At 70.0% G+C, this 15,149-nt stretch carries 14 protein-coding genes; 4 read left to right on the top strand and 10 right to left on the bottom strand.

Annotated elements, in window-relative coordinates; translation table 11 throughout:
- Window positions 1-153: 153 nt before the first annotated feature.
- From VFI59_08615 to rsmI, 4 genes are all read right to left on the bottom strand, one after another.
- Window positions 154-948, bottom strand: coding sequence for a TatD family hydrolase (locus VFI59_08615; GenBank protein ID HET6713754.1), 795 nt, complete (start codon window positions 946-948; stop codon window positions 154-156).
- A gap of 138 nt (window positions 949-1,086) precedes the next feature.
- A complete protein-coding gene (gene metG, locus VFI59_08620; protein HET6713755.1) occupies window positions 1,087-2,628 on the bottom strand; it encodes a methionine--tRNA ligase in 1,542 nt (513 codons plus the stop codon).
- Between the two features lie 147 nt (window positions 2,629-2,775).
- Window positions 2,776-4,395 (bottom strand): helicase HerA-like domain-containing protein, encoded by a 1,620-nt coding sequence (locus VFI59_08625; GenBank protein ID HET6713756.1) that lies wholly within the window; start codon window positions 4,393-4,395, stop codon window positions 2,776-2,778.
- 47 nt (window positions 4,396-4,442) lie between these two features.
- Window positions 4,443-5,264, bottom strand: coding sequence for a 16S rRNA (cytidine(1402)-2'-O)-methyltransferase (rsmI, locus tag VFI59_08630; GenBank protein ID HET6713757.1), 822 nt, complete (start codon window positions 5,262-5,264; stop codon window positions 4,443-4,445).
- Between the two features lie 64 nt (window positions 5,265-5,328).
- On the opposite strand from rsmI, the gene VFI59_08635 reads away from it, so the two are divergent.
- The 3 genes from VFI59_08635 to VFI59_08645 all read left to right on the top strand — a co-directional run bounded on the left by VFI59_08635 (window position 5,329) and on the right by VFI59_08645 (window position 9,412).
- Window positions 5,329-5,772 carry a DUF3052 domain-containing protein gene (locus VFI59_08635; GenBank protein HET6713758.1) on the top strand — a complete coding sequence of 148 codons (444 nt, stop codon included), beginning with the start codon at window positions 5,329-5,331 and terminating at the stop codon, window positions 5,770-5,772.
- A 4-nt stretch (window positions 5,773-5,776) separates the two neighbouring features.
- A complete protein-coding gene (locus tag VFI59_08640; protein HET6713759.1) occupies window positions 5,777-7,342 on the top strand; it encodes a phospholipid carrier-dependent glycosyltransferase in 1,566 nt (521 codons plus the stop codon).
- An 81-nt stretch (window positions 7,343-7,423) separates the two neighbouring features.
- Window positions 7,424-9,412 (top strand): CocE/NonD family hydrolase, encoded by a 1,989-nt coding sequence (locus VFI59_08645; protein HET6713760.1) that lies wholly within the window; start codon window positions 7,424-7,426, stop codon window positions 9,410-9,412.
- Window positions 9,413-9,549: 137 nt separating this feature from the next.
- On the opposite strand, the gene VFI59_08650 is transcribed toward VFI59_08645, so the two are convergent.
- From VFI59_08650 to VFI59_08665, 4 genes are all read right to left on the bottom strand, one after another.
- Window positions 9,550-10,821 (bottom strand): hypothetical protein, encoded by a 1,272-nt coding sequence (locus tag VFI59_08650; protein HET6713761.1) that lies wholly within the window; start codon window positions 10,819-10,821, stop codon window positions 9,550-9,552.
- Window positions 10,814-11,305 carry an RNA polymerase sigma factor gene (locus VFI59_08655; protein ID HET6713762.1) on the bottom strand — a complete coding sequence of 164 codons (492 nt, stop codon included), beginning with the start codon at window positions 11,303-11,305 and terminating at the stop codon, window positions 10,814-10,816. Before VFI59_08655 ends, VFI59_08650 begins: the two co-directional genes overlap by 8 nt.
- A 64-nt stretch (window positions 11,306-11,369) precedes the next feature.
- A complete protein-coding gene (locus VFI59_08660) occupies window positions 11,370-11,909 on the bottom strand; it encodes a YbaK/EbsC family protein (GenBank protein ID HET6713763.1) in 540 nt (179 codons plus the stop codon).
- Window positions 11,910-12,016: 107 nt separating this feature from the next.
- On the bottom strand, window positions 12,017-12,796 hold the full coding sequence (locus tag VFI59_08665) for a type II CAAX endopeptidase family protein (GenBank protein ID HET6713764.1): 780 nt from the start codon (window positions 12,794-12,796) through the stop codon (window positions 12,017-12,019).
- A gap of 103 nt (window positions 12,797-12,899) precedes the next feature.
- Between VFI59_08665 and VFI59_08670 the strand changes: the two genes are divergently transcribed.
- Complete coding sequence (locus VFI59_08670; GenBank protein ID HET6713765.1) at window positions 12,900-14,120, top strand: FAD-binding oxidoreductase; 1,221 nt, start codon at window positions 12,900-12,902, stop codon at window positions 14,118-14,120.
- A 12-nt stretch (window positions 14,121-14,132) separates the two neighbouring features.
- Here VFI59_08670 and VFI59_08675 read toward each other — a convergent pair whose 3' ends face one another.
- Window positions 14,133-14,837, bottom strand: coding sequence for a pirin family protein (locus tag VFI59_08675; GenBank protein ID HET6713766.1), 705 nt, complete (start codon window positions 14,835-14,837; stop codon window positions 14,133-14,135).
- Window positions 14,838-14,910: 73 nt separating this feature from the next.
- Window positions 14,911-15,144 (bottom strand): Lrp/AsnC ligand binding domain-containing protein, encoded by a 234-nt coding sequence (locus VFI59_08680; GenBank protein HET6713767.1) that lies wholly within the window; start codon window positions 15,142-15,144, stop codon window positions 14,911-14,913.
- Between the last annotated feature and the right edge of the window lie 5 nt (window positions 15,145-15,149).

Consider the following 15,149-nt stretch of genomic DNA (forward strand, 5'->3'; position numbering starts at 1 on the left):
CTTCCTCCAGGTCTCTGAGGAAGGCCTCGTGGGGAAGCGGCTGTGCCGGACCGAAGCCTTCGAGCTCGGAAGCGCACGCTAACAAACCCTCAACCCTCACTGCAACCTTGAGAGACGAACGTATGTTCGATGGTGCGAGGAGCTCTGCGGGCGTCAGCGGAGGCCCGGGAACGCCGCGCGCGCGTTCTCCGTGGTCGCCGCGACGAGCTTGTCCACGTCGTCGCCGCGAACGCGCGCGAGCTCGGCGAGCGTGAGCATCACGTTGGCGGGGTGGTTGTCGGTGCCGCGCTTCGTCTGCGGCGACAGGAAGGGCGCGTCGGTCTCCACCAACAGCCGGTCGAGCGGCACCGCGACGGCCGCCTGGCGCAGGTGCTCGTTCTTCGGATACGTGACGTTGCCCGCAAAGCTCGTGAAGTACCCGCGCGCCGCGCACTCGCGCGCGATGTCGGCGTCGCCCGAGAAGCAGTGGATCACGACGTGCTCGGCCGAACCCTCATCGAGCACTCGAAGCACGTCGGGCCACGCGTCGCGCACGTGCACCACCATCGGCTTGCCCGTCTCGTTGGACCACGCGATGTGGGTCCGCAGCGTCCGGGTCTGGTCGGCTTCGGGTGAGTGCATGCGGAAGTAGTCGAGACCGCACTCCCCCACGCCGATCACGCGTGGATCGCCGAGCATCTCCTCGATGCGCGCCGCCGCCTTCGCGTCGAACCCGCTCGCGTCGTGCGGATGCATGCCCGCGGTGGCGAACACACCCCCGAGCGTGTCGGCCAGCTCGGCCGACCGGGCGCTCGTTTCTACGTCGATCCCGACGCAGATGAGACGATCGACGCCCGCGGCTCTCGCGGTCTCGACCACATCTGCAGGTTCCGGGTCGAGCAGGAACAGGTGGCAGTGGGTGTCGACGGCACCGGTGTCAGCCGGGAGTTGAAGGTTCTGGTCGGTCACGAGCGCCGAGACTACACGGGTCTCCACATCCGGTCGATGGGGGGAGCTTCACGTGAAACATGATTCCTGGAAGCCTCACCCCGAACTGCAGGGGGGTGGAAAACTGTGGAACGCCGTCGAACGGTCGATCCGGCGGGTTCAGTCGGCCTCGAGCCGGGGGAAGAGCGATGCCCCCTTGGTCGTCGATGTACCCACGGCGAGCCCTCCCCACACTCCCGCGGCCGGAAGTCGCTGTGCGTCGAGGCTGTCGGCGACGCCGAGCTGGGCCCACAGCGCCTCGGCAGCCTGGGGCATGATCGGGGCGACGGCGACGGCGAGCACGCGAAGGGTCTCGGCGGCCGCGTACAGCACGCTCGCGAGCTCGTCGCGGTTCACCGGGTCCTTCGCCAGCTTCCACGGTTCCTTCTCGACCAGGTAGTGGTTCGCGCGGGCGACGATGTCCCAGACCGAGACGAGCGCGGGCTGAAGCTGAACCTGGATCATGTGCTCGTCGTAGCGGCGGAGCGCGTCGTCGATGACTCCCGGCAGGTCCGACTCGGCGCCCGCCGTCACCGGCTCGGGCACGGCGCCGTCGAAGTAGCTGCCGAGCATCGCGAGCACGCGGCTCGCGAGGTTGCCGAGGCCGTTCGCGAGGTCGGCGTTGTGGCGCTCGGTCATCGACTCCCACGAGAAGTTGCCGTCCTGGCCGAACGAGATCTCGCGCATGAAGTAGTAGCGGTACGAGTCCACGCCGAAGTGGTCGATCAGCTCGAACGGGTGGATGCCCGTGAGCTTCGTCTTCGACATCTTCTCCCCGCCCACGAGCAGGTACCCGTGCGCCCACACCTGGGTCGGCGGCTCGAGCCCGGCAGCCATCAGCATCGCGGGCCAGTAGACGGCGTGGAAGCGAACGATGTCCTTGCCGATCAGATGGATGTTCGCCGGCCACTGGCGCGCGAACCGCTCGGGGTCGTTCGCGTAGCCGGCCGCGGTGATGTAGTTCGTGAGCGCGTCGAACCACACGTAGGTCACGTGCTCGCGATCCCACGGGATCGGCACGCCCCAGTCGAACGTCGTGCGGCTGATCGAGAAGTCCTGCAGTCCTCCCTGGATGAGGCTGACGACCTCGTTGCGTCGCACGTCGGGTTCGATCGCCGTGGGATTGGCGGCGTAGTGCTCGAGCAGGCGGTCCTGGTACGCGGAGAGTCGGAAGAAGTAGTTCTCCTCACGCATGTGCTCGACGGGCCGCCCGTGGATCGGGCAGTTCCCCTCGATCAGGTCGTCCTCGGTGTAGTACGCCTCGCACGCGACGCAGTACAGGCCCTCGTAGGTGCCTTGATAGATGTCGTCGCGGCCGTTGTCGTGGACGGCCTGCAGGATCTTCGCGACCGACTCGTAGTGACGCGGCTCCGTCGTACGGATGTAGTCGTCGTAGCTGATGTCGAGGCGCTGCCAGACCTCACGCCAGCGCGGCTCGAGGGAGTCGGTCCACTCGCGGGGAGTGACGTCGTTCTCCTCCGCGGCCCTCGCGACCTTGAGACCGTGCTCGTCGGTCCCGGTCAGGTAGCGGACGTCGTCGCCTCGCAGACGCCGGTAGCGCGCGATGAAGTCGCTCGCGACCTCGGTGTAGGCGTGGCCGATGTGCGGCACGTCGTTGGCGTAGTAGATCGGCGTGGTGATGAAGAAGACGTCCCGGCCCATGGTCGCGTCATGATACGGGCTGGAACAACTAGTCTGGGCTAGACTAGAGACGTCGGAGAGCGCGAGCTGAAAGGCGTCCCCGGCACCTGGCGGATCAACCGGCTGCTCGACCCAAGGCCATCGCGACAGCTCTGACCGCCGGGAGCGCTACTTCTTGCCGAAGAGGGCGCCGAACACGGTGCGCAGCGTGCGGCGACCGTCGGCCGTGGTGAGCATGTCCTTCGCGAAGCCGACGCCGATGTCCTTCACGTCATCGCCCAGCCCGCTTCCGGCGCCTGCCTTCGACTTCGTCGAGACCTTCGCCGTGCCCGACGGCTTCGGCGCCGGCTCGACCTTCGGCGGCGGGGTTCCGGGTGGAGGTGGTGGCAGCGGAGCGCCCGCCGGACCGGCCGAGGGCTCGCCGGCCACGACGTCCGCCGCGCCGTTCAGGCGAGCCGTGATCATCTCGTGGGCGCTCTCGCGGTCGACCGCCTCGGCGTACTTCGGCCGCAGCGCCCCCGCGGCGATCAACCCCTGGCGCGTGGCCTCGTCGACGGCGTCCATCAGCGAGTCGGGCGGCACGAGCCGGGTCGCGGCCAGCGGCGTCGGGACGCCCTCGGGCGTGAGCACGGTGACGAACGCCTCCCCGATGCCGAGCGAGGTCAGCGTCTCGCCGACGTCGTAGTGCTCGCTCCTCGGGAACGTGCGGACGGTCTTCCGCAGGTTCGACTCGTCCTCGGGGGTGTGCGCCCGCAACGCGTGTTGCACCCTGTTCCCCAACTGGGAGAGCACCGACGACGGCACATCGGTCGGTCCCTGCGTCACGAAATAGACGCCGACCCCCTTCGAGCGGATCAGCCGCGCGGTGAGCTCGATCTGCTCCATCAAGGCATCGCTCGCGTCGTCGAAGAGCAGGTGCGCCTCGTCGAAGAAGAACGCGAGCTTCGGCTTCGGCAGGTCGCCCTCTTCCGGCAGCTGCGCGTAGAGCTGCGCGAGCATCCAGAGCATGAACGTCGAGAACAGCCTCGGCCGGTCCATCACGTCGGCGAGCTCGAGCAGCGTCACGATGCCGTGGCCGTCGTCGGTCGTGCGCATCAGGTCGTGCACGTCGAACTCCGGTTCCCCGAAGAACGCGTCGGCCCCGGTCGCTTCCAGCTCGACGATCGACCGCAGCAGCACGCCGATCGTGGCCTTCGAGAATCCGCCGTACTCCTCGAGCGCTGGCTTGCCCTCGTCGGAGGAGAGGAACTTCAGCGCCGTGCGCAGGTCGGGGAGATCGAGCAGCGGCAGCCGCTGGTCGTCGCAGTAGGCGAAGACGAGCGTCAGCACCGAGACCTGGGTCTTGTTCAGGTCGAGCACCTTGCCGAGCAGGATCGGCCCGAACGACGACACCGTGGCGCGCACCTGGGCCCCGAGCGCCCCCGACAACGACAGCAGCTCTACCGGGTGGGCCTTCGGCTCGTACGTGACGCCCAGCTGCTGGGCCCGTTCGGCGATCGGGCCGGTCGCGTCACCCGGCTGTGAGAGTCCCGTGAGGTCCCCCTTCACGTCGCTCACGAACACCGGTACCCCGGCGTCGGAGAGCTGCCCCGCGAGGATCTGCAGGGTCTTCGTCTTCCCCGTGCCGGTGGCCCCGGCGATGAGCCCGTGGCGATTCGCCATCGACAACGGGAGCCGCACAGGCGCGGTCGCCGCGACCTCTCCGTGGAGCATCGGCGCGCCGAGCAGCAGTGACGGCTCGTCGAACGCGTACCCCTCGGTCATCTCCTGCAGGAAAGCGTCGTCCATCGTGCAGGCGAGCCTAGCGGAGCGACCTCGCCCTCGATCCGCCGACGTCAGTCATCGAGGAGCGCGCGATACAGCTCGTTCACGCTCACACCGTGGCGCTCGGCCACGGCGTGCGCCGCATCGCGCTTGCGCATGCCCCCGGCCACCAGCTCACGGGCTTCGTCGGCACAGGCCGACATGTCGGGCGCCGGACGCACGCGCTCCCCGCCGATCACAGCGACGACCTCACCCTTGAGCTCGCGATCGCCGAGACGCGACAGGACCTGGCTCACGCGACCTCGCAGGACCTCCTCGTGCAGCTTCGTCAGTTCCCGCACCACCGCGACCTCCCGATCGCCGATCGCCACGAGCACGTCGCGCAGCAGCGTTTGGACGCGCAACGGCGACTCGAACACGACGATCGTGCGCGGTTCGTGCCGCAGCGACTCGAGGCGGCGCACCCGCTCGCCTGGCTTCCTGGGCAGGAACCCCTCGAAGACGAACCGGTCGGTCGGCAGGCCCGAGACGACGAGCGCGGCGATCGCCGCCGACGGTCCGGGCACCACCTGCACCTCGACGCCCGCGTCGATGCAGGCGCGCACGAGCCGGTAGCCCGGGTCGGAGACGGCGGGCGTCCCCCCGTCGCTCACGAGGGCCACGTCGTCGCCGTCCCCGAGGCGCGCCAACAGCTCGTCGACCCGTTCCCGCTCGTTGCCCTCGAAGTACGACACGAGCGTGGCCTTGATCCCGAGCCCCGCGAGCAGACGGCCGGTGCGCCGCGTGTCCTCGCACGCGATCAGATCGACCTGATCCAGGACCTCGCGGGCGCGGGTGGACAGATCGCCCAGGTTGCCGATCGGGGTGGCGACGAGCCACAGCGTTCCGCCCATACGTTCCAGGGTGGCAGGATGTGCCTCGCGCGCCTACCGGCGGAAGGACCACGACGGGGAAGCCATGGCGGAGGGACACAGGCACTACTCGGGCACCCCTCTGTGGAAGAAGCTCGGCATCCGGCAGGGGTCGCGGGTCGTGCTGGTCGATGCCCCGGACGGGTTCGGTGACCTCCTCCGGGCCCAGGGGCAGGCACCGCTTCCGCCCGGGGTTCGCTTCCTCGGCAGGGCCACGAAAGGCATCGACGTCGCCGTCCTGTTCGCGACCGAGCGCCGCGCGATGGAACGTCGGTTCGGCGGGCTGCAGCGCGCCCTCGATCCCACCGGACGGCTCTGGGTCTGCTGGCCGAAGAAGGCCTCGAGGGTCGCGACCGACCTCACGTTCGGCGTCGTGCAGGAACACGGCCTGAGCGTCGGCCTCGTCGACAACAAGACCGCCTCGATCACCGACGTGTTCCAGGGGTGCCAGTTCGTCGTGCGGCTGCGCGATCGGCCGCAAGTACCCTGACGCGATGCCGGGCCCGTCGCATCGTATGAACCGACCGGTGGTGGCCGTGCTGGCCGTCGCCGCGATCGCGGGCGTGATCCGCTACGCGGCGATCGACGACCCGCAGGAGCTCGTGTTCGACGAGACCTACTACGCGAAGGCCGGCTGCATCCAGGTCACGGACGCGAGGCCAGAGGAATGCCGGCTCGACTCGGGCGACGAGCGGTACTGGCTCGAGAACGAGTGGGACACCGGGGCGTGGGTGCACCCTCCGCTCGGCAAGCTCACGATCGGGCTCGGCATCAGGGCATTCAGCATGAGCTCGTTCGGATGGCGGGTCACGTCGGCGCTCGCGGGCATCGGCGTCGCGGTCTTCACCGCGCTGATGGCCCAGCTGCTCTTCGGCAGGCCCGTGTGGACGTTCGTCGCCGGACTGCTCATCGCGGTCGACGGCCTGAACGTCGTGCACTCGCGGATCGCCCTGCTCGACATCCATCTGACGTTCTGGGTGTCGCTCGGCTTCCTGATGCTCCTGCTCGACCGGCGCTGGATCGACCGCCGCACCGAGTGGGCCGCCGCCTCGACGCCGGTTGCCGTCGAGCCCGAGGGCGCTAAGGCCGGCGATCCGGACGACGACGAGCCCGGCGATCCTCCGTCGCGCCTGCGCGTGCCCTCGCCGTTCCTGCGGCCCTGGCGACTCGCCGCCGGGGCGGCGTTCGGGGCGGCGACGGCGGTCAAGTGGTCGGGCGCGATGGCGATCCCGGCCGCGGTGCTGCTCACCTACATCTGGGAGACGACCCGGCGTCGACGAGAGGGACGGACCCGTAAGAACGCCTTCGTCCGCACGCTGGGAATGGAGACGCTCGGGGTCGTGATCGCGTTCGCGATCGTGCCGCTCCTCGTCTACACGCTCGCGTGGATCCCGTGGTTCACACACTTCGAGCCGAGCCTGGCCGACTTCCTCACCCAGCACCGCGACATGTGGCGCTACCACCGCGACCTGCGGGCGACCGCGCTCGACCCGGCCACCGACACGTTCACCCCGACGCACGTCTACTACTCGAAGGCGTGGACCTGGATCCCGATGCTCCGGCCCGTGAACTACTTCGTCGAGGACCTCGGCCCCGACATCCGACAGATCCTGGCCGTCGGGAACCCCGTGCTGTTCTGGGGCACGATGTGGACGATCCCCTACTGCGCGTGGGCGTGGTGGCGCAAGCGCGATTGGACACCCGGGTTCATGGTGGTCGCGTTCGCCGGCCTCTACCTGCCGTGGTTCCTCGTCGCTCGACCGCAGTTCTTCTTCTACGCGCTGCCGTTCACACCGTTCATGGCCCTCGCCGCTGTGTACACGCTGCGCGACCTCGCCGCGGCGCACCTGGTGATCCGCGATCGCGGGACCGGCGAGGTCGCGCTCGACCCCGACACCGGCGAACCCGCGATCAGCCGTCGCCGGCCCTACCTGCCGTTCGTCTGGGGCTACGTGGCGGCGGCGGTCGGGCTCTTCCTCTGGATGTGGCCGATCCTCACCGCGAGCCGCATCTCCGACGCGATGTGGAAAGCGCGCGTCTGGTTCCGGGGGTGGACCTAGCCCCGCCGGACCTGACCGCCGGTCGCATGCGCGACGCGCGGGCGGCCGTCGGGCGAGCCCTGCGCCGGTACCCTCGCCGCCATGACGAGCCTGGGGTCCGCGAACAAGCGGCAGGTGTCGATCGAGATGGCCGACGGCGTCAGGCTCGCCGCCACCCTCTACCTGCCCGAGGGCGACGGCCCGTGGCCGGCCGTGCTCGAGGCGCTCCCTTACCGCAAGGACGACATCACCGGCCGCTCGCGCAGCGAGTACCGGCGCCTCGCCGAGGCCGGGTACGTGATGTGTCGCGTCGACGTGCGCGGCACGGGGTCGAGTGAGGGCATCGCGACCGACGAGTACCCGCTCGTCGAGCGCACCGACATGGCCACGGTGATCGAGTGGCTCGCGACCCAGCCCTGGTCGCTCGGCACGGTCGGGATGTACGGCTACTCCTACTCGGGGTTCAACAGCATCCAGATCGCGATGGAACGACCACCCGCGCTGAAGGCGATCATCCCGATCTACGCCACCGACGATCGATTCGGCGACGACGTGCACTTCCAGGGCGGCGTCGTGAAGCAGCTCGACCAGATCGACTACCCGAGCTACATGGTCGCGAGCAACGCGCTGCCGCCGGCGCCGCCGATCTACGGCGAAGGATGGCGCGAGGAGTGGGCGCGCCGCCTCGAGGGCACGGAGCCATGGGTGCTCACGTGGCTCGAGCACCAGCGCCTCGACGACTACTGGAAGCAGGGCTCGCTCTGCGTCGACTACGAGGCGATCGCGTGCCCCACGATGATCGTCGCCGGCTGGGCCGACGGCTACCGCAACAACTCCTTCCGCACGTTCGAGCGCCTGACATGTCCGAAGCGGTTGGTCTTCGGGCCGTGGGCGCACGCCGGGACCGACACCTCGCTGCCGGGACCGAACCACGACCTGCTGCCCGAGCACATCCGGTGGTGGGACCGCTGGCTGAAGGGCGTCGACAACGGCATCGACCGCGAGCCGCCGATCGTGCTGTACGCGCAGCGCTCGACCCTGCCGGCTCCCGCCCGCCCCATCGTCAACGGCGAGTGGCGGTACGAGCCGATGTGGCCGCCCGAGCGACTGCGCCCCGAGACCTGGCCGCTCGCCGACGCGACGGCGAACCGCCCCGGCGCCGGCCCCGACGAGCTCGACGTGCGCGGCGACGTGGGCCGGACCGCGTGGATCTCCTGCGCCGGCGTGCTGCCGTGGGGCCAGCCCGACGACCAGCGTCCCGACGAGCTCTACTCCCTCACATACACCTGGGCGCCGTTCGAGCGGGAGTTCGAGATCCTCGGGCACGCGCGGGTGCGGGTGCGCATCGCCACGAGCGAGCCGGTCGCATACCTGTCGGCGAAGCTCTGCGACGTCTTCCCCGACGGCACCTCGTCGCTCGTCGCGCGCAACATCCTGAACCTCACGCACCGCGACTCGCGGGAGCAGCCGTCGCCGATGCCGGTCGGCGAGCTCGTCGACGTCGAGCTCGAGATCGAAGCCGCGTCGTGGACGTTCGAAGCGGGCCATGCCCTGCGGCTCGACCTCGCCGGCACCGACTGGCCGAACACATGGTCGCCGCCGCGCCCCGTGACGATCACGATCGACCGGGCCGCGACGACGCTCGAGCTCCCGGTGATCGACGGCCCGAGCCCGATCGAGGAGCGCCCGGTGCTGCCCCCGCCCCACCGCAGCGACCCAGGCGAGGACGATGACGACGACCCGGTGGCCGGCGTGCGCTGGTCGGTCGCCCATGACGTGCTCCGGCGCATCACGTCGGCGAACGCCGGCAGCACGTTCGAGGAGGAGCCCGTCGACCACGTGCCGTCGATGAACAGCCACTACGACGGCGTCGTGTCGGTCTCCACGACCGACCCGGGGAAGGCGTCGGCGCACGGCGAGGCGGCATTCGAGATCCATTGGCCCGAGGCGACCGTGAACTCCCGGACCCACGTAGTGATCGAGAGCGACGCCGAGGCGTACCGCGCGACGATCGACCTGGTCGTGCACGAGGACGGCGAGGAACGGTTCCGGCGACGCTGGGAGCGGACGATCCCGCGAGATCTCACGTAGCAGGGGCGGCGAGCGCCCCGAACAGGCCCCGAGAAACACGAATCCCCGGCGCGCTGGCCGGGGTTCGGTCTTGATGGGATATCCCGACTCCTACGGTACGCGCTGACTCCGACATCGGCAAGCGCCGTCGACAGCTGTCACGGAACGTTCACGGATCGGTACGCGAAGAGGCGGACGTCGTCGCCCTCGCCGAACCGGCCCACGACCCCCTCCACCAACAACGTCGATCCGGCGCCGAACATCTCGTCCGGGAAGAAGTCCTTCGCCGGCGCATCGATCGACCGCCACTCGTTCCGCTCGGGGTCGAAGCGGACCAGGCCGCCGCACAGGCGTCCGTAGGCCGTGCCGGCGATGACGGATGACGGGACGTCCTCACACTCGTCCGTGGGAACCCGGCCCGTCGAGGTCCAGCGGTCCGCGTCGGGATCGTAGGCAGCGGAATCCAGCCCGTAGTCGAAGGCGAGGAGTCTGTCGTCCGACCAGACGGACGTGTTCGCGTTCGTGTTCAGCTCTGAGTCGGCGATCTGCCGCCACGTGTCGGTCGCCGGGTCGTAGGCTGCCCCGATCGCGGTCCGAGACTCCGGCCGGTTCCCCCCGTGCAACGCAGCCCCGAACACGATCATCTCCTCGCCGGTCCACGAGGCGGTGGCATCGGTCAGCTCGATCGGTGCGTCGGCGATCGGTCGCCAGGTATCGACCTCGGGGTCGTAGGCCGCCCCGTCGACCCTGCGCTGTTCGCGGTCCGTGCTGCCCCAGACGATCATCTCCTCGCCGGTCCACACCGCCAGCGGTTGCCGGCCGTCGATCGGAGCAGGCGGCAGCATCCGCCAGCGATCGGTCGCGGGGTCGAACGCCGCGCCGTCGTCGTACGTGTCGTAGGGGTAGTCGGTTCGGAAGTCGGCGCCGCCCCACACGAGCAGCTCGCTCTCGGTCCACACGCCCGCCGCCTGCGACCGCGCGCCGAGCGGCGAGGCGGGCATCAGTCGCCACTCCCCGGCCTCGGCGTCGTAGCGCCACCCGGTGTCGATGGATTCGTCGCTGAACCCGACGTGCCCTCCCCAGATCAGGAGCTCGGTGCCTGTCCAGGCCTCGACCGAGCAGCACCTGATCTCGGGGGGCTCGGGCAGCTCCGTCCACCCGGCGGGGAGGCTCGCGAACGGATCCGACGCCGGCACCGATGGCGGCGTCGGTGGCTCCGCCTCGACGTCGAGGACCGACCACGCGAACAGCACGGCCGCGCCGAACACGGCGAAGGCGACGGCGATCACGCCGGCCTTGCGCCATCCGGTCTGCACCCTCGGCGCGGGCGACCGGTCGAACGTCGGTGGCCTGCTCGTGCTCGCCTCCCAGAGGTCGTCCGGAGGCTCCAGCCGGTCGATCTGAGCGAGACGGGTGCGGATGTCAGTCATCGGATACCTCCAGAAGCGCTCGCAACTTGCGCCGGCCGCGATGCACGTGGACGCCGACCGCCGAGGCCGTCGATCCGAGGAGGCGGGCGATCTCGGCGTGGGGATAGCCGGCGTAGTCGGCGAGGACGACCGAGGCTCGCTGCTTCGGCGTCAGCGCGGCGAGCGCGCGGATCACGTCGACGAGCTCGTCGGGAGCGGCGACGGCCGGCTCGTCGGCCAGGGTCCTCGACGTCCGCCTGTTCGCCAGCTCACCGCCGGCGATCTTGAACGCCGCCCGCCAGACGCAGGCCGCCGGGTCATGGACCTCGTCGCCCCTGGCAAGCACCTGCGCGAAGGCCTCCGCGACGGCGTCGCTCGCCACGTCGGGGTCGCCCGACCACAGCACGAGCGACCTCCACAGCCGCGCGTGCTGCTCCCGGAAGACCTGCTCGATCGCGGTCGAGTCGAGCTGCTGATGCACCCGGCCATCCTGCATCTCAGGCATGTGGAAAGACAGGGACCGAACCGCGGAGTTCCTTAACGACGGAGCGTGGGCTGTGAAAACCAGCTCAGCCGATCGCGGGGTGCTCCGATTCGGGCCGCACCGCCCAGAGGTTCCCGCGCCGGGTGCCGACCGGTTCCCGCTTCATCGTGTCGGTCGTGAGCGCCGTGATCACGACCGGGTCGTCGCCGAACAGCTCGTCGGTCTGCAGGCACACCAACGTGCCGGGTGTGCCGGCCGGAAACACCACCTGATCGCGCCCGGCCACCGCGCGATCGACGAACGTCGGCATCAGCAGGAACAGTCCGAGCGGCGGCCACGAGTCGGGGTCGAACTCGGGGACCTTCCGCCTCAGCTCGTCCCTCGTAGCGAGGCGGGCGTCAGGGTCGTTCATCGCCCGCCGGGCGAGGGTGAGATCGAGCCGACGATCCCAGGGCACGACCATGAGGGCGAACCCGAAGCGGTTCGAGACCACCTCGGTGCGCACCAGCTCATCGACGTCGAGGCCGTGGCGCTCGGCGACCTGCTCCGCGAGCTCGGCCTCGGGATCGGGGAAGACCACGAACGGCACGGCCCGCCCGCGCAGGTAGTCGAGCACCGAAGACATCGTGTGTGTGACCTCCGTCCGCCCCGATCGGCGGAGCCGCATCGTACCCGCCGCGAGCCCGGGAACGGAACCCCCGATCGGCCCTAGAAGCCGGCCTAGAGACCGGCCTAGAAACCAGGCAGCCGATCGCGGAAGAGGATGTAGCCGAGCCCCGCCGCCACGTCGAGCAGGAAGTGCGCCACGACGAACGGCCACGTGCGACGCCACCGCAGGAAGAGCACGGAGAAGAGCAGGCCCATCGCCAGGTTCCCGAGGAAGCCGCCCCACCCCTGATACAGGTGGTACGACGCCCGCAGCGCCGAGCTTCCGACGACCGCGGCGAGCGGCGACCACGACAGCTGGCGCAGCCGCGTCACGAGGTAGCCGAGCACGATCACTTCCTCGACGAGGGCCGCCTCGAGCGCCGAGAGCAGCAGCACCGGCACCGTCCACCAATGGCCGAGCGGCGGCGCCGGGATCACGAATCGGTTCACGCCCAGCTCGACCGCCGCCAGGTAGATGCCGAGGCCCGCGAGGCCGACGACCGCGAACAGCCCGAGGCCCTTCGTGAGATCGGGGCGGGGACGATCGGCGGCGAGCCCGACGGCCCCGAGGCCCTCGCCCGAGCGACGCACGAGGTGCACCACGAGGAACACCGGGGCCAACCCGAAGACGAACGCCGCGAGCTGGCGGGCGAGCTGCGTGCTCTGGTTCGCCGAGGCGACGATCGTGCCGGCGAGCGGTGCTTCCAGCAGACTGAGGATCGCGTACACCGCGCTCGCGAGCAGCGAGAGCATCAGCACGACGACGACCTCTTCGGTGAGCGTCCGCCCATCGGCCGGTGCCGGAGGCACGGGCGCCTGCGGGCCGAGCAGCCGTGAGCTGCGGGAGGGTTCGAGCTGCTCCATCGCGCTGACTGTATGCATGCGGACGTTCCTTCGTGGCCCGGGGGCTCCTCTACACTTCGGCCGCGGCGACCGACGGGTTCGAACGGAAAGGGATCGAGGGCCGATGGCCAAGCGCGACGCAGCCGACCTCGTCGTGGTCGGCGCCGGCACGGTCGGCGGCTGGGCGTCGGTCTTCGCACGCGAGGCAGGCATGGAGCGCGTCGTGGTGATCGACCGCGACCTCGTGGGGCTCGGCGCGTCGAGCCGGGCGGCGGGCATGGTGCGCGCACAGGGAGGCTCCCCCGACACCGTGCGGCTCGGCAGCTGGTCGATCGGCTTCTACGAGGGACAGCCCGAGCGGTACGGCACCGATTCCGCCTTCGTCGGCCGCGGTTACGTGATCCTCGCGGTGTCGGCAGCCGACGAGCGCGAGACCCACGAGCGCATCGCGATGCAACGCACGACCGGCCTCGACGCTCGGTGGGTCGATGCCGGCGAGGTGCGTCGTCTGATCCCGGCGATGGCCGAGGGCACCGGCTTCCGCGGCGGCTCGTACGTGCCGACCGACGGCTGGGTCGACCCGCCTCGCAACGTGCGCGCCTACTCGCTCGCGATGCAGCGAGCCGACGTCGAGGTGCGGGAAGGTGTGGCCTTCACCGCCCTGCGCACCCGCGCCGGGCGCGGCGGTCGCCGCGTGGTCACCGGCGTCGAGACGACCGCCGGCACCATCGCAGCCGCGCGCGTGCTCCTCACGGGCGGTCCCGCGCTGCAGGCGGTCGCGAAGGCCGCCGGCGCGCGCGCGTGGGTGGGGTACGCGCGCCATCAGGTCGTCGTGACCGAGCCGAGCGAGGCGCTCCACGCTGACACGACCGCGATGGCGTTCGACATCGCGAAGGGCATCTACTGGCGGCCCGAGGAGGGCGGCTTCCTGTGGGGCATGTCGAACCCCGCCGAGGAACCGGGCCCCGGCCGCTCGATCGATTGGACCTACCTTCGGAAGATGGAACGCCGCCTGCACCGCCTGGTGCCTGCGACCAGGGGGCTCGGCATCAAGAAGGCGTGGGCCGCGACGATCGAGTACACCCCCGACCACTTCCCGCTGACGGGTCCGCTCGTGCTCCGAGACGGCACCGAGATCGAGGGCGCGTCGATCGCGAGCGCGTGCGGACACGGGATGATGTGGGGCCCGGCGGTGTCGCGAATCGCGGCCGACCTGCTGCTCGATGGCCGGACCGACGTCGTCGAACACCCCGAGCGGTTCCGCATGGACCGCTTCGACGAGCAGGGTCGTTCCCCGTTCGTGGACCCCGTCGCCCTGCCGTTCCCGGTCAAGGTCGACGAGTAGCCTCGCCGGTCGCTACAAGGCGACGTCGACGAGGATCAGTTCCGACGGCGCCGACGCCGTGATCTCGACCAGGGACTCGCCGCTGATCTGCGCCGCGGAACCTGTCTCCATGCGCTCGCCGTTCACTGCCACGTCGCCTTCGATCACGTACAGATAGACGCCGCGGCCGTCGAGCAGGTCGTGCGTGATCGTCGCGGCCGGGTTGAGGTGAGAGACGTACACGTGGGCGTCCTGGTGCACGAGCACGGCGTCGCCGCCGTCGCCCGAGATCACCTTCAGCAGCGTGTCGGTGCGATCCTCGGTCGTGAACACCTTCTGCTCGACGCCGGGCTCGAGGCCCCGTTCCGACGGCATGATCCACATCTGGATGAAGCGCATCGGCTCGGCCTCGCTCGCGTTCTGCTCCGAGTGCCAGGCACCGCGACCGAGCGTCATGCGCTGGACCGATCCGGCGGGCAGTGGGCCGGGCGCGCCGCCGACGTCGTCCTGGTGGCGGAACGAGCCCTCGACGACGTAGGTCAGACCCTCGATGTCGCGGTGCGGATGCATCGGCCAGATCGCGCCGGGCACCAGCCGGTCGTCGTTGAACACCCGCAGGGTGCCGAACGAGACGTAGTCGGGGTCGCGGTAGGAGTCGAACGAGTAGTGCCAGCGTGCACGGAACCAGTCGCCGTCGACGTCGCTGATCTCGTCGTCGCGCCGGATCGTGATCGTCATCGTGGTCGCCTCCCTGTGCTTCGATTCAGTTGACAACGCAACTAAACACGGAGGCCGGGCAACCTCTTCCCTCTCAGAGGAGCAGCACCGGGCAGGTCAGCGTGCGGGTGATGCCCTCGAGCTCCTGCATCGGCATCACGGTGGCCTTCGCGAGCTGGTCGAGATCGGCGGCTTCCGCGCGGGCGACCACGTCGTAAGGCCCGGTCACCGGGTCGACCGCGACCACGCCCTCGATCGCCCGGATCTGCTCGGTCACCTGGCCGGCCTTGCCCACCTCGGTCTGGATCAGGATGTACGCGTTGACCACGACGC

The organism is Actinomycetota bacterium (assembly GCA_035697485.1).
Lineage (GTDB): Bacteria > Actinomycetota > UBA4738 > UBA4738 > HRBIN12 > JAOUEA01.

Excerpts from the sequence above, each read along its gene's own strand:
- metG (HET6713755.1), bottom strand. The coding sequence starts at position 2,628 with ATGGGCCGGGACGTCTTCTTCATCACCACGCCGATCTACTACGCCAAC.
- VFI59_08625 (HET6713756.1), bottom strand. The coding sequence starts at position 4,395 with ATGGACGACGCTTTCCTGCAGGAGATGACCGAGGGGTACGCGTTCGAC.
- rsmI (HET6713757.1), bottom strand. The coding sequence starts at position 5,264 with ATGGGCGGAACGCTGTGGCTCGTCGCCACCCCGATCGGCAACCTGGGC.
- VFI59_08635 (HET6713758.1), top strand. The coding sequence starts at position 5,329 with ATGGCGGAGGGACACAGGCACTACTCGGGCACCCCTCTGTGGAAGAAG.
- VFI59_08640 (HET6713759.1), top strand. The coding sequence starts at position 5,777 with ATGCCGGGCCCGTCGCATCGTATGAACCGACCGGTGGTGGCCGTGCTG.
- VFI59_08645 (HET6713760.1), top strand. The coding sequence starts at position 7,424 with ATGACGAGCCTGGGGTCCGCGAACAAGCGGCAGGTGTCGATCGAGATG.
- VFI59_08650 (HET6713761.1), bottom strand. The coding sequence starts at position 10,821 with ATGACTGACATCCGCACCCGTCTCGCTCAGATCGACCGGCTGGAGCCT.
- VFI59_08655 (HET6713762.1), bottom strand. The coding sequence starts at position 11,305 with ATGCCTGAGATGCAGGATGGCCGGGTGCATCAGCAGCTCGACTCGACC.
- VFI59_08660 (HET6713763.1), bottom strand. The coding sequence starts at position 11,909 with ATGTCTTCGGTGCTCGACTACCTGCGCGGGCGGGCCGTGCCGTTCGTG.
- VFI59_08665 (HET6713764.1), bottom strand. The coding sequence starts at position 12,796 with ATGGAGCAGCTCGAACCCTCCCGCAGCTCACGGCTGCTCGGCCCGCAG.
- VFI59_08670 (HET6713765.1), top strand. The coding sequence starts at position 12,900 with ATGGCCAAGCGCGACGCAGCCGACCTCGTCGTGGTCGGCGCCGGCACG.
- VFI59_08675 (HET6713766.1), bottom strand. The coding sequence starts at position 14,837 with ATGACGATCACGATCCGGCGCGACGACGAGATCAGCGACGTCGACGGC.